16 protein-coding genes are annotated in these 14,250 nt (G+C 35.9%); 11 read left to right on the top strand and 5 right to left on the bottom strand.

The genetic code is table 11. From position 1 onward, the window contains the following. Nucleotides 1–396 precede the first annotated feature (396 nt). Both AB7942_RS15235 and AB7942_RS15230 read right to left on the bottom strand, forming a co-directional pair. A complete protein-coding gene (locus tag AB7942_RS15235) occupies nt 397–606 on the bottom strand; it encodes a hypothetical protein (RefSeq protein ID WP_088090122.1) in 210 nt (69 codons plus the stop codon). Between the two features lie 546 nt (nt 607–1,152). Continuing rightward, nucleotides 1,153–1,581, bottom strand: coding sequence for a hypothetical protein (locus AB7942_RS15230; RefSeq protein WP_369447522.1), 429 nt, complete (start codon nt 1,579–1,581; stop codon nt 1,153–1,155). 295 nt (nt 1,582–1,876) lie between these two features. On the opposite strand from AB7942_RS15230, the gene AB7942_RS15225 reads away from it, so the two are divergent. Beyond that, entirely contained in the window at nt 1,877–3,121 is a 1,245-nt protein-coding gene (locus AB7942_RS15225) for a LysM peptidoglycan-binding domain-containing protein (RefSeq protein ID WP_369447521.1), read from the top strand. Between the two features lie 96 nt (nt 3,122–3,217). Here AB7942_RS15225 and AB7942_RS15220 read toward each other — a convergent pair whose 3' ends face one another. After that, nucleotides 3,218–3,835: a DUF47 domain-containing protein gene (locus AB7942_RS15220; protein ID WP_369447520.1), complete on the bottom strand. Its 618-nt coding sequence runs from the start codon at nt 3,833–3,835 to the stop codon at nt 3,218–3,220. A 326-nt stretch (nt 3,836–4,161) separates the two neighbouring features. On the opposite strand from AB7942_RS15220, the gene AB7942_RS15215 reads away from it, so the two are divergent. Then, entirely contained in the window at nt 4,162–4,299 is a 138-nt protein-coding gene (locus AB7942_RS15215) for a YjcZ family sporulation protein (protein ID WP_369447519.1), read from the top strand. A 336-nt stretch (nt 4,300–4,635) separates the two neighbouring features. On the opposite strand, the gene AB7942_RS15210 is transcribed toward AB7942_RS15215, so the two are convergent. Next, nucleotides 4,636–5,148: a DoxX family protein gene (locus AB7942_RS15210; protein ID WP_369447518.1), complete on the bottom strand. Its 513-nt coding sequence runs from the start codon at nt 5,146–5,148 to the stop codon at nt 4,636–4,638. Between the two features lie 273 nt (nt 5,149–5,421). On the opposite strand from AB7942_RS15210, the gene AB7942_RS15205 reads away from it, so the two are divergent. Then, nucleotides 5,422–6,303, top strand: coding sequence for an aminoglycoside 6-adenylyltransferase (locus AB7942_RS15205; protein WP_369447517.1), 882 nt, complete (start codon nt 5,422–5,424; stop codon nt 6,301–6,303). A 166-nt stretch (nt 6,304–6,469) separates the two neighbouring features. Here AB7942_RS15205 and AB7942_RS15200 read toward each other — a convergent pair whose 3' ends face one another. Continuing rightward, nucleotides 6,470–7,009 (bottom strand): transcriptional regulator, encoded by a 540-nt coding sequence (locus AB7942_RS15200; RefSeq protein ID WP_369447516.1) that lies wholly within the window; start codon nt 7,007–7,009, stop codon nt 6,470–6,472. A 124-nt stretch (nt 7,010–7,133) separates the two neighbouring features. On the opposite strand from AB7942_RS15200, the gene AB7942_RS15195 reads away from it, so the two are divergent. The 8 genes from AB7942_RS15195 (at nt 7,134) to AB7942_RS15160 (ending at nt 14,233) form a co-directional block, all read left to right on the top strand. After that, on the top strand, nt 7,134–7,373 hold the full coding sequence (locus AB7942_RS15195; RefSeq protein ID WP_369447515.1) for a PLDc N-terminal domain-containing protein: 240 nt from the start codon (nt 7,134–7,136) through the stop codon (nt 7,371–7,373). Continuing rightward, nucleotides 7,370–8,269, top strand: coding sequence for an ABC transporter ATP-binding protein (locus AB7942_RS15190; RefSeq protein WP_369447514.1), 900 nt, complete (start codon nt 7,370–7,372; stop codon nt 8,267–8,269). Before AB7942_RS15195 ends, AB7942_RS15190 begins: the two co-directional genes overlap by 4 nt. Nucleotide 8,270: 1 nt before the next feature. Next, the gene (locus tag AB7942_RS15185; protein WP_369447513.1) at nt 8,271–9,059 is read left to right on the top strand and encodes an ABC transporter permease; all 789 of its coding nucleotides are present in this window, start codon (nt 8,271–8,273) and stop codon (nt 9,057–9,059) included. A 392-nt stretch (nt 9,060–9,451) separates the two neighbouring features. After that, nucleotides 9,452–10,564, top strand: a complete 1,113-nt coding sequence (locus AB7942_RS15180; protein WP_369447512.1) for an ABC transporter substrate-binding protein — start codon at nt 9,452–9,454, stop codon at nt 10,562–10,564. Then, entirely contained in the window at nt 10,554–11,387 is an 834-nt protein-coding gene (locus tag AB7942_RS15175; RefSeq protein ID WP_088090110.1) for an alkaline phosphatase family protein, read from the top strand. Before AB7942_RS15180 ends, AB7942_RS15175 begins: the two co-directional genes overlap by 11 nt. Before the next feature lie 109 nt (nt 11,388–11,496). After that, nucleotides 11,497–12,351 (top strand): ABC transporter permease, encoded by an 855-nt coding sequence (locus tag AB7942_RS15170; protein ID WP_369447511.1) that lies wholly within the window; start codon nt 11,497–11,499, stop codon nt 12,349–12,351. Beyond that, the gene (locus AB7942_RS15165) at nt 12,348–13,220 is read left to right on the top strand and encodes an ABC transporter permease (RefSeq protein WP_369447510.1); all 873 of its coding nucleotides are present in this window, start codon (nt 12,348–12,350) and stop codon (nt 13,218–13,220) included. Before AB7942_RS15170 ends, AB7942_RS15165 begins: the two co-directional genes overlap by 4 nt. Next, nucleotides 13,220–14,233, top strand: a complete 1,014-nt coding sequence (locus AB7942_RS15160) for an ABC transporter ATP-binding protein (protein ID WP_369447509.1) — start codon at nt 13,220–13,222, stop codon at nt 14,231–14,233. Before AB7942_RS15165 ends, AB7942_RS15160 begins: the two co-directional genes overlap by 1 nt. Nucleotides 14,234–14,250: the final 17 nt, after the last annotated feature.

Raw genomic sequence — 14,250 nt, 5'->3', positions numbered from 1 at the left:
AAAATAGTCTGGTAGTCGATAGACAGTTAATTTAGAATAGGACCTTCGATTTAAAAAGGGATAAAATCTATATTTTTTCCAATCAACGGAAATTTATATCGATTTTATGTAGTCATTTCATACCGTTTTTTTAAATATTATCTTAATAAAAAACTTACAAACGACCATACCGTTCAAAGCTTAGGAAACTTATGACAGAAGCATCCTAATCCATTGGTCCAATAAGAAAAGCCGCCAAAATGGCAGCTCCGATCTTTAACTCTTGCATCCGGTAGTTTAAAAAGGAATATTCGTCTAAACCGCCCTATAGTGAAATCCACTTTTATTCCCCTATAAAATAAAAATAGTGCCAACTTCTCTTTAATAGAAATTGGCACTTCGTTTATTCGCTATACGTTATCGTGTCGCTTTTGGAGGTTGGCACACGTCACATTTACGTTGGTCATTATTTTTAAATTTCGTAAATGTTTTTTCAAAGTTGCTGCCACATGCACATTTAAATAGTAACTTTTGAGAAAAACCTTGATATTCCGTGGTTAGCAACTTACTTTCTGAATGGTTCTCAACAAATTCTTTAATTTTACCAATCGTCCATCGTTTATTCATTCTATTACACCTCCATATTTAATCGCTTGGCGGAGGCTTTTCTTGGCATCCGTTCAATTCTAAGTAAAAGTAGTAATTATCCTAAGTTACTCATTATAACATGAGCTGGCACTCAATTAAACAGATGGAAGATTCTTAATAAACTAAACTGCCGTTAGTGGAATTAGAAAAGGAGTTGCAGCCGCAACCCCATCTTCAACTATAATTTCTTGCACCTGGCAGTAAAAAAAGTCATTAAACTAATAATAGGAATAATATCCAGGATAACCATATCCATAATAAGGGGAACTGTAACCATATGGGGATAAATAATGGCCTCCCATCATTCCACCCGTAAACCCTCCCCAGAAAGGGGCGCCGAAATGTGGTCCCCCATAGTAAAAATGGTGATAAAAAGCATGAGGCCGCAGAAATATCCGTCTTTTATCATTTTCATTAAACAAGAGCATTCCAGATTGATTCATTTCCAACCCATTCCTTTTTTCAATGTAGTTGTTTTAGCCAGGTAACAATTTAAGTCTTTAAACTTCAACAAATAATTAACAGTTATGGCAAGAACTCCTCGGTCGGTTCCAATTCTTTCTTTTTTTCCTCCAGAATAATTTGCGTACCTGCGTTTGCTTCTATTACAACCCCTAAGGATTGTAACCAATCTCCCAAATTGGTGATTTCTTGAGCTTCCAACGTGAGCTTTTCCTCATCCGTTAATACTTGTTTCGTCGTACCAATACTTTCTAAAAATTGGCCCATGGTTTGAATCCATGCTCCCAGTAATATTTGTCTCTCATTGGCATCCGATTGGACTTCCTCATCAATTAACATAATCTTAGATAAATAAAATGCCTCCATGATCTGACCAATAAATTGAATCCAGACGGCAACGGAGACTTGTTTTTCAAGTTGTGAAATCAGTTCCGTCTTGTCAGAATTATTATTTTTCTTGGTTTCTTTTGTATTTTCTGTTTGAGCATTCACTGTATTTCACTCCTTCTTTATATACTTATGCAAATATATAGGGGAATGCCTTTGAAAAATTTGCCATAGTGATTTAGTCAGTGTCAGTATTTTTGTATATTTCTGAAAGAAAAACGAAGAATTGGGACAGAAAATGATGGAAAATGTCGAAATATACAAAGGGGAGGTATATTGTCATGGGCCACATTTAGTGTTAACCTTGATCGTCTACCTTAATAAAAATACAGAATCGTTCATTTTTCTTAAATGACAACAAATGAATGACCCTAAACAGGAAATAGGAGAACAAGTTATTATGACCAAAGAATTATTTGTAAATGGTGAATTAAGACGAATCAGGAAAGAAACCCACGGAAAAAGCAAGCCAACCAAACCTGTCCCAGAGTTCACTTCAAGGATGGAAAAACGCGAATATGATCAACGCGTCCATTATTTTGATATTCGAAATGTATTAGATGTCAAAGGATTCCTACAAGATATTCGTGCCAATTGGAATACATATGTGTCACAGGTGAACCAATGGATTCAAACCAGCCCAGTAAAAAAACTGGTCGTGACGGGTATTTTTACCGTCGTCCTTAGCTTTTTTGCAAGCACATCAAACGCAGCCTTTATTCAGGAATATACCTATCAGGTAAAAAACGGTGAAAAAATCGAAGAGATCGCTGCCGCACATGGAGTAACAGTACAAGAAATCGTAGAGGCCAATGGACGAACTTCCATTAACGGTAAAAAAATTCTTTTACCAAAAGTACATAACAGAACGGTTACCGCGACCACGCTAAATGTTCGGTCACACCCGACGACTGAAAGCAGTGTCATCGGAAAATATATACAAGGGGATGTAGTGAAGGTCTCCTTCATAGAAAACGGCTGGGCTGGCATTCTGATCAAAGGAAGAGTTTGTTTTGTGAGTGCCAATTATCTTACCACACCAGAAGAAACGACGAAACCAGCGATCACTCAAGCCAAACCCATGTATGTAACGGCCACTTCCTTGAGAGTGAGAGACGCTGCCACTACGAGTAGTGCTGTAATAGGTACGTTACGATTAAACGATCTTGTTTCTGTCAAATCATCTATAAATGGTTGGGCTCAGATTAATTTCAAAGGCAAAGCAGCGTATGTGAGTGAAACCTATTTAACTACTAACCTGCCAGCAACAACAAAACCAAGTCCATCAGTGTATGTGGTTAAGCCCGGTGACACGTTTACAAAAATCAGTAAAGCCCTAAATATCTCTGTCTCAACCATTCAAGAATTAAATCCAACCGTAGACTCAGCAAAGTTGAAAATTGGCCAAGAAATCAAAATCCCTGCCACAACAGCAACGGCTACGAATCAAATTAAAGTTACAGCACATATAGGTGGGGTGGACCCTCAAGGAACGTTTCGGTTTATCACATCTAATGGGATCACGTATGCTGCTAAAGCAACAGGCAGCATGTTAAATGAATTATATGAACATCAAGGGGAAAAAGTGACCCTAACACTTGAAGGAAAAAGGGGTCAACAAATGACTTTACTATCTTTACAATAAATCGTATCAAAAAAATTAGCCTCAGGTTTGAGGCTTTTTTTCTTGGGATAAAGTGCAATATGGAGGAACAAATTACTTTCTGGAGGATGAAGCGTGTTACGCATTCTTCATAATAATGGTTTCAAACGAATTCGCCACTGCTTGACAGCAGTTCGCGATTTCTTCTAGACCTTCATAGATTTGCTTGTATTTAATAATTCGGATAGGGTCAAGCTCAGCGGTAAACAAATGTTTAATGGATGCACGCAGAATATGGTCGCAATGCGACTCAATTTCTTTAATTTTAATTGCGTGTTCTCTTATATGAAGCAATTTCTTAGTGGAAAGCAGTTGAATCGCTGCATCAATTTCCGCGGCACAATTTTTGATCTCATCAACAAATTGAAGCGTATAATAGTCCATTTCAATAATAGAGTACATTTCAAATAGGGCAGCTGTATGGTATAAACCGTCCAAAATATCATCCAAGCTGATGGAAAGAGCCAAAATATCTTCACGCTCAAATGGAGTGATAAAGGCATTATTTAGATCCCTAATCAGGTCATGAACCATGGCATCTCCATTTGATTCAAATTCTTTCATCGTTTCGGAAAAAATTTTAAGATCACTAACATTTTTTAACTTGTAGTCAGCAAAGTAGTTCGCACTTTCTTTTAAATTTAAAGAAATGTTATTTAAATGATTAAAGAACTTGTCTTTCTTTTTTGCTGCCATTCAATAACCTCCACATGGTCCAATTAGTGTATTTTCCTGAAAAATGGTTATAAAACCTTTACCAAAGCGCTTTTAAAAGCAATTACTATAATAAATGCAACCATTGGACAAAAGTAACGGCTTACGTCCTATCTACTCGACAAAAAATGGCCGAATGTTTTTTTTCTTGGTTATTAAGATTTTACAGAAATGAGCTATTCGCTATATATGGCGGGTTTCGTAGGAGGGGATGTAGTTGTCCCGTAAAAGACCTAGTGAAAAAGCCCTTCCCAAATTTAATTTCTTAACATAGATTGTAAAGAATAATCCTAAAGGAGGTCTGTAATATGTTTGGTTATGGTGGTTATGGTGGTTGTGGTGGCTATGGCTACGGCGGTGTCGGCTGCGGCTATGGCGGCGGCTTTGCTTTAATTGTTGTATTGTTTATCTTGTTAATCATCGTAGGAGCAGTAATCTGTTTCTAAGAAGAAACAATTATTCTTAACCAAAAAAAGCCCTATAAGGGCTTTTTTGGTTGAAACTATTACTCATGAAGGTGTATGTTCCATGAATTGGTTATGGGGCTTTGGGTACACTCTAGCTTATGCAGCCTTTCATGTGAATAACCAATGAGTTAAGCCTGATTTTGGAGAACTTTTTTTCATTTAGCTCAGCGCTTGCCTATTCAGTTTTAATATCTTGTACATATATTATTACTACACCCAATCCAAATATTTTTAAAGTGTGACCTCCAAAGAACGTTTGCTTATAAAGCAGACGTTTCTCTTATTTTTAGGCAAATCGCTGATTTTGTGTTCCTTTTAAGCACTTTGGGGGAATTGTTCTTTCTCTGCTTTTTTTAAAAATAATCTTTTTAAAAAAGGTATGGACCATCGATCCAAACCAATTTTTCCCGCATTTAGTCCGGCAACTAGAATAAACATCCCTAGTAAAGCCATTTGTGGATTTGTACTGGTTGTTCCAGAGAACATATAAGCAAAGTTCATTGTAAGCCCCATTAGTATAGAAAATGTGGTGAAAATACCTAAAATTAATCCGAGACCTACTAAAAATTCACCCCAAGGAACGATTACATTAAAAATATCAACATACGGTAATGCTACCTCTTTTAAAAAATTCCCCCACCAAGGTTGAACAGCAGGGTGTTCACCAGACATATTTTTTACTGCTCCATACAAAAAGCCGCTTGCATCAAATTTTCCACTAGAGATTTTTCCCCAACCAGCATTTAACCACTGCCAACCAAGATAGAGTCGAAGTAAAGTAAGTAGCAGTGAGACAAAACGGTTTTCCTTTAAAAATTTAATAAACATAATAAAGCCCCCTAAATAATTGATAATTATTATCATTGATAACGATTATCATTATCGTTTAAACTTATATTTTAGTCAACGAGTGTAAAGTACTAAGTTTTTTGGGGTTAGATAGACCAATATCCCCATTTCCTTATTCTGCCAACCGAGAAAGTTATTTCAAGAACAAATGTATTGGGATTAAAGGAAATACCATTACTTATATAGAAATAATTGATTATTGATATTTAATGGAAACAAATAGATGGAGAATCCTACGGAGGTGGATAGCAATTGAGAACCGAAAAAGAAATGTATGATTTGATATTAGGAATAGCACAAAAGGATGAACGTATTCGAGCTGTTTATATGAACGGTTCAAGAACCAATCCAAATGCCCCAAAGGATATTTTTCAGGATTACGATATTGTTTATGTAGTGACGGAAACTGCCTCTTTCATAAAAGATGAAAAATGGATAAGTATTTTTGGAGATTTACTTATGATTCAAGAACCTGATAAAATTGATAAACATGTTGGTATGGAAATGGATTTTGACAGGTCCTATGGATATTTAATGCTCTTTACAGATGGGAATCGTATAGACCTTCATCTCGAAACAAGAGAAGTTATGGATGAGGGGTATATCAAGGATAAACTTACAACTCCTTTATTAGATAAGGACCATATACTTCCGCCCATCCCTGCTCCTTCAGATATTGATTATTGGGTAAAGAAGCCAATAGAACCAGTCTATTTTAGTTGCTGTAATGACTTTTGGTGGTGTCTACAGAACGTTGGAAAAGGAATATGGCGTGATGAATTACCATATGCAAAGCAAATGTTTGAATATGTAATAAGGGTTAGACTAGATGAGATGGTTTCTTGGTGGGTCGGCATAAAACACGACTTCCAAGTTTCGACGGGGAAGATGGGTAAGCATTTCAAAAAGTTCCTTCCTGAATCTTATTGGGAAATGTACGAAGAAACTTATTCTGACGATAACTATGAGAATTTTTGGAGATCAATATTTGTTACTTGTGAATTGTTTCGAACTCTAGCAAAAGATGTTGCAGCACATTTATTGTACATATATCCAATTGATGACGATAAAAAAATGACTAAATTCCTAAAACACGTTAGAGAACTACCAGTTAATGCAAAAGGTATTTATTAAAATATGTGTCGATAAAGATTTTACTTTTATGAAAATGATGTTGCCTTCTTGACTACCATGAAAATAAGTTGAAGAAGGTTTTTTTGCATAAATAATGGCTCGAAGAATACTCCAAGCCATCGAGGTAAATTAAGACTCTCTTTTTCTAGTGAGACGATAGCTTCTGTTAAGCATCTGGAATAATTGTAAAAGCAATTGTTCGAACCGGAGACTCTGTTTTCTTGCTTGTAGTATTGTAGTATTTAGTCAATAAATCGTTTAATTCGTTTTGAAATTGTATAAAGTGTTCCTCATCAATCTTTAATTCAACTACAGAAAAAGCAGCAAGGTCCTCTTGGCAGTTTTGTTCGCCTAATTTCTTAAGATAATCTTGATATTGAGTCATAAGTAATAATTGATAATAAGAAAAATAGGTTAATTTTTCCTCGTTAGAAGCCTTTTTCCATTCCTCTACGTCAATTCTTGCCTCTTCTTCATTTAAAGCATAATATTTTTCGGAAACAGATTTCACCCTTTTTTCATTAATAACGTGGATGACACCAGAATCCACCATGGTTTGTATATGCCTATATAGACTTGATTGAGGCACATCTTTAATGATTTTTACCATTTCTAAGGGTGTGAGTCCATTTTCTTTATTTCTCATTAATGCTTGGCAAATTTTCATTCTTACTGGATGCATTATAACTTCAATTTTGTTACTCACAATTTCACCTCATTCAATGTTTAATTTTAATCTCATTATAAATAATGAGAATAGCTATTGCAACACACCTGCAACTAAGTTATCATTATTAAGAATGAGAATGAGATTGAAGGGGATGACGGAAATGAAGCTGCAATACGGACTGGGTGACCTAAAAGATATTGATTTTATGGCTTTTCTACCTATAATAATGCCAGTTATTGTAGTAAGTACGATATTAATTTTAATTGCATTAATTGATTTATACCGACATAGAAAAACAAGAAAAAATGTGCTCCCATGGGTGCTAATTATTCTATTTGCCAATACACTTGGACCAATTCTGTACTTCACCATAGGGAGAAAGGATAGTGAGAGAATATGAAATTAGAAATCAAAAATGTTACGAAAAAATTTAAAGGAAAAATGGCTGTCAATAATTTTTCGATGGAACTGAATTCAGGAGAATGTGTCGGATTAATCGGTCCGAATGGGGCAGGGAAGTCCACATTAATAAAAGTGATTTCAGATATTATCAATTCAGACTCTGGTGAAGTTTTGTTGAATGGGAAAAAAATATCGAAAATGAAAAGGGAAATTGGTTACCTACCACAGTACCCTAACTTTTTTCAATGGATGACAGCGAAAGAAACTCTTACGTTTATGGGTCAACTTTCTGGAATGCTAAAAGAAGAATTATCGAACTGGATACCTGAAATTTTAGCAAAAGTCGGACTAGAAGGTGAAGAAAACTCAAAAGTCGGCACATTTTCTGGTGGAATGAAACAGAGACTTGGTATTGCACAAGCACTATTACATAAGCCTTCACTTATTGTCATGGATGAGCCAGTATCTGCATTAGATCCAATTGGGCGAAGAGAAGTGTTAAACCTGATCGAAGATATAAAAAAAGATACTACTATTTTATTATCAACCCATATATTAGGCGATGCAGAAGAAATATGTGAACGATTTGTAATCATTAAAAATGGAACAAAAATAGAAGATACAACAATCACAGAACTGTTGAACCGAAATAACGAAAATAAATTAAATTTAGAAATCATATCGAAGGATCAAAAATGGATTAGCATGATAAAAAAATTACCTTATGTGAAGGAAGTCGAGGTCATAGGGAATAAAGTCCAAATAAAAGTTGAAAACATCCAAAAAAACAAAAATATGCTACTGATGAATGCACTCTCTCACGACGTGGACATCGTAAAATTTGAAATCAATAATGATACTTTAGAAGAAATATTTTTAAAATTGGTGGTGTGAAATGAATAATTTTACTGTACTAATAAAAAAAGAATTTGTTCAAATGGTACGTGATTATAAAGTTATTTGGCTACCGATTGTCTTTCTCTTTTTAGGAATAACTCAGCCAATAGTAACTTATTACTTGCCATCAATTTTGGAATCGTTAGGAGGAGGGACAGGCATTACAATTGATCCGAGTGTGGCAGCTCAAAAAGGAGGAGAAGTACTATCCACCACGTTAGGGTCCCAATTTGATCAGCTTGGGATTATGATTATTGTTATCTCAATGATGGGGATTATTCAATCAGATAAATCAAATGGTATGTTGGCCTTTATCTTAACACGACCTGTTACTGTTTTTTCATATATCAGTGGAAAAATTGTATCAAATTATTTGATAATAGCTTTTAGTGTAACGATTGGATACCTTTCTTCTTATCTATACGTAAATTATCTTTTCGAAGATGTTCCATTTTTAGACATGATTGCTGCACTATTATTTTATCTTGTATGGGTTCTTTATATCGTATCTTTTACAACAATGATTAGTACTATTTTTCACAGTCAAGGTATTATCGCGCTAATTTCAATTGTTTACCTTTTGGGTTGCAGAATTATCGTCGGTTTGAATCCAGCAATTGATTATGTAAATCCAGCCAGTATGAGTAAACATGCAATGGAATCTCTAATCACAGGTTCGGTAAATTTAAACGAAATAGTCAATGTACTACTAACAATTGCTTGTATTTTGCTGGTACTCTTGGTAACGAATTATTGGATTGCCAATAAAAAATTTAATCATGAATAAAAACTTAGAGCTGATAAATAGCTCTATTTTTTTGCCGATTTGGATACCTTAATTTTTATAATCAAAAAATGTCCGACTTGTTTTGGGCATTATACAAGAAAGCACCGCGTAAACGGTGCTTCATTTGTGTAGTCATTTACATTCATTTGTTTTTGATACACCTAAAGAAACCGTCCATACGGACAAAAAAATAATAAAAAGTGTATTTATTTCCGCGTTTTGCTACCGGGACCCCATTTTGAAAATAAAAGCTGATGAATTGGACAAATAAAGAACTGATTTACATAACCTTAACATTGGATTAATGTGGAGTTAACATTGTCTGATTATGATCAAGTTGTAACAAACAGTAATAAACATTAAAAATTCCACACTAAATGGAGGCACTTTTTATGAATTACACATTCAAGAAGAATTGTTACAAGTCTATTCAAGCTGTGATGTTAGGAGTGAGTGTACTAGGATTAGCTGCTTGTGGAGCTACTAAAGAGGAGGCTGCTCCAGTTGTTAAGGATCCAAGTTCGTTAACCATGAAAGAAATTGAAACAAAGGCAAAAGAAGAGGGAACAATTAATAGTGTTGGTATGCCTGATTCATGGGCTAACTGGGGAGAAACGTGGAATGAAGTGATGAAAAAATATACATTGGAACACAATGATACAGATTTATCCAGTGCCGAAGAGATTGCCAAAATGGAATCTGAAGGAGAGAATGCAACAGCTGATATCGGCGATGTAGGGATTTCCTTTGGGCCAATCGCGGAACAAAAAGAATTAACGATTCCATATAAAACTTCCTATTGGGACGAGGTACCTGACTGGGCAAAAGATGACAACGGGGATTGGGTTGTTGGCTACCAAGGAACAATTGCATTCTTTACTAATAAAGAATTAGTAGATAACCCGCCAAAATCTTGGGGTGACATATTAAAAGGAGATTATAAAGTAACAGTTGGAGATGTTCAGCGTGGTACACAGAACCAAATGGCCGTTCTTGCAGCCGCCATCGCTTACGGCGGTGATGAAACAAATCTCCAACCAGGAATTGACTATTTTGCTAAGCTTGCCAAGCAAGGCCGCCTTAGCTTAACTGATGCCAAGCCGGCTAACATCGAAAAAGGGGAAGTGGAAGTTGCCCTTGTTTGGGATTTCAATGCCCTTGGTTACGCTAATCAAATTAAACGTGATCAATTTGAAGTAACCATTCCTAGTGAAGGTTCAGTCGTAAGCGGCTATGCAACTATTATTAACAAATTTGCAAAGCATCCGCATGCAGCGATGGCAACTAGAGAATATATCTTAAGTGATGAAGGACAAATTAACTTAGCTAAAGGGTTTGCCCGTCCAATTCGCGATGTAGAACTTCCGAAAGAAGTAGCTGAAAAAATGGTTCCAGAAGAACAGTACAAAAATGCAAAACCAATTGAAGATTACAAAGCATGGGAAGAAACGGCTAAAAATTTACCGCAGATTTGGCAAGAAGAGGTGTTAGTCCATGTCAAATAAAGTAATAGCAATTGTTGTTGATGGTATGCGATATGATAAAGCATGTGAGGCTCTTGGATTTATTCAACATCTAGTTGAAACAAATCAGGCGGCACTATACAAAGTAAAGTCGGAACTCCCAAGTCTTTCCCGCCCATTATATGAAGTGTTACTAACGGGTACACCGGCTTCAGTGAACGGAATTACGTCCAATCAAGCCGTTCGCTTATCTACCGAGAAAAGTCTCTTTCATCTTACGAAAGAAAACGGATTAAGGAACGGAACGGTATCGTATTACTGGGTAAGCGAACTTTATAATCGGGCGCCATTCCATTTTATTGAAGATCGTGAGCAAGAGGATGAGTCTAAGCCGATTCAATATGGAAAATTCTATTGGGACGATGACTATCCAGACAGTCATGTGTTAATGGACGCAGAAGCCTTGCGCAGAAAGTATGACCCACACTTTTTATATATCCATCCGCTCGGTGTAGATGTAAAAGGAGAAATTTTCGGTTCAGAATCGAAAGAATATCGTGAACAAATCTTAAAAATGGGAAGCTTGTTGGCACAACTTTTGCCAATTTGGATCAAAGAAGGTTACCACATTTTAATTACATCTGATCATGGAATGAGTGAATATGGCAACCATGGCGGCACAACTGATGGTGAGCGTGATGTACCGCTCTTTATCATTAGTCCAAAAGTTGAGCCTGGCGTCTACAGTGAAGTGGTTCCGCAATTAGCTTTTGCACCACTAGTTTGTGAACTTTTAAATATTGAGCCGTCCAATAAAATGATTTCATATCAATTGCCAGGTCTGAAAGGAAAAATTTCCATTTAGAAAAGATACCCTCTTCAACATTAGAATGAAGGTTGACTGGAATTGGTTTAACGAACGTACTGTTAAACCAATTCCCAAATTGTTAGTGAACATAGAGGAGCGAGAAGTCTTGCGAAAAATAAAAAAACAAAAAATTTACTTATTAGCTCTTTTACTGCCATTTGTTATGTTTGTGATTGGATTTGAACTGGGGCCATTAGTGGCAATGATTAAAAATAGTTTTTATGCAGACGATGGAATTCAAGTTACGATTGATCAATATACAACCATATTTAAAAGTAAATTTTACTTACAAGCCATTCAAAATAGCCTTGTCATTTCCTTAGTTGCTGCTATAACTTCTGTGACTATAGCTGTCATTGCAGCTTATTCGTTTACAAAGTTCTCACAAAAAATACAAAATCGTTTACTGATGATTGCCAATATGACGTCGAACTTTGAGGGGATTCCTCTTTCATTTTCATATATTATTTTACTTGGAAACAATGGGTTGTTTACATTGCTTTTTTCTAAGATTGGTTGGGATGTGTTTGCAGATTTTAATTTATATTCATGGACAGGCCTCATTCTTGTTTATATTTATTTTCAAATTCCGCTTGCTGTTATGCTCATCTACCCGTCTTATCAAGGAATTAAGCAACAATGGAAAGAGGCCTCTTCATTATTAGGAGGGTCAACATTATCATTTTGGCTTCACATTGGGATTCCGGTTCTTTTACCTAGTATTGTAGGTACATTCAGTATTTTGTTTGCGAATGCGATGGGAGCTTACGCTACAGCCTATGCATTGGTCGGCAGCAACTATAATTTATTGTCATTGCAAATCGCCTCTCTAGTTTCTAGTGACGTTGCATTAAAGCCGCAGCTAGGCAGTGCGTTGGGAGTTCTTCTAGCGGCGACCATGATAGGGGCGATGTGGTTCAATGAACGAATGATGCGTCGCATTAGGAGGGATTTACGATGAAATCTTCATTGACTTTTCATAAAGTGCTTGTGGGGTTACTAGTTATGTATTTATTAATTCCGCTTGTAGGAACATTATTATTCTCGATTGCTGGTAAATGGGATCATACCATTTTACCTGAGAGTTATACAATGAAATGGTATATTGAATTGTTTCAAGATGAACGGTTTTATGATGCTTTTCGACGAACGCTGTTTTTAATTGTCATGTCTGTAGGTCTTAGTGTTGTTATTATGCTTCCGACTATTTTCATCATCACAGTATATTTCAGTAAATGGGAAGGATTGCTTCAAGCAGCAGCTATGCTTCCTTATGGAATTCCTCCCATTGTCGGAGCTGTTGGATTAATCAAGGTATATTCAGATGGACCGATTCAAATTGCCGGAACACCTTGGATTTTAATTGGTGCTTATTTCATAACCATTCTACCGTTTATGTATCAAGGTATTCGTAACAGTCTTCGTACGCTTAATGCTGTACAGCTTGTTGATGCTGCTGAATTACTAGGTGCTACAAAATTCCAGGCGTTTCGCACAGTGGTGTTTCCAAATATTATATCTGGTATTTTAGTGTCTACCTTATTATCAGTCGCTCTTTTATTTAGTGAGTTTGCTTTTGCCAATTTGCTTGTCGGGGGCCGATTTGAAACCATTCAAATTTATCTTGCCGACAAACTAAACAGCAGCGGTCACTTAACAAGTGCAATTGTTATTACTTATTATTCAATGATTTTACTGTTAACGGGGACTGTATTAAAACTGACGTTTAGAAATGAAAAAAATCCTATCGTGTCTAATAAGAAGCGAATTCTTTCCTTTTTAAAAAAACAATACCGTCATAAAAATACTGCTTTAGAAGGTGAAAACTAATGAACTATGTAACCATCGATCAAGTGACTAAGGGGTATGAAAATCAAGTCGTTTTAAATAACATTTCAATAACATTAAAAAAAGGAGAATTTGCTACGCTTCTTGGGCAAAGCGGATGCGGAAAAAGTACATTATTACGTTCCATTGCGGGGCTTGAAGGCGTTGATGCAGGAAGAATCTTAATTGATGGAAAAGATATTACTAATTTATCACCGCGTCAGCGTGAAGTCGGTATGGTATTCCAGTCTTATGCGCTTTTCCCAAATATGAGCGTTTTTGATAATATCGCGTACGGCCTTAAAATGAAGAAGGTAAAAAATATTAAATCAAGAGTAAAAAAGATGATTGAGATGGTTGATTTAATAGGAAAAGAAGAGTCCTATCCTCATCAATTATCTGGTGGACAACAGCAGAGGGTTGCTCTTGCCCGTGCGCTTGTCATGGAGCCGAAAGTACTGCTTTTGGATGAGCCGTTAAGCGCATTGGATGCTAAAATTAGAAAAAGTTTGCAAAAAGAATTAAAGAGAATACAAAAAGAATTAGATATTACTACTATTTTTGTTACGCATGATCAGGAAGAAGCAATGACAATGTCTGATCGAATTTTTGTCATGAATAAAGGAAATGTTGTACAATCCGGTTCTCCATCAGAAATTTATACTTCTCCAGTCAATACATTTGTTGCAAAATTTATCGGAAATTACAATGTTTGTAATATGGAAGTTTTCCGTAAACTCGTTCGCAGCACAGAATTAAAAGGGAATGAAGTCGCGATTCGTCCTGAAGTTTTACAATTAGTTTCTGTTGGTGAGGATAGCTTGGATTTACAAGAGAACTGGGGCATTAAAGGGGTTATTAAAGATGTTTCCATGACAGGGAATGTTTTAAGATATGAAGTAGAAACAGAGGAGTCCGCTTTCCATGTAGACTATCTTCACCACCGAGGGAAAATGTTTGAGCAAGGAGCACGCGTTCATATTCTTGTACCGAAGAAAGAATGCCTTATTTTATAAATTATCAATGATCGCGG

It is taken from the genome of Neobacillus sp. BF23-41 (assembly GCF_041106275.1).
Note: the sequence above shows the minus strand (reverse complement) of the source record. Positions and strands in the feature narration are given on the sequence as shown.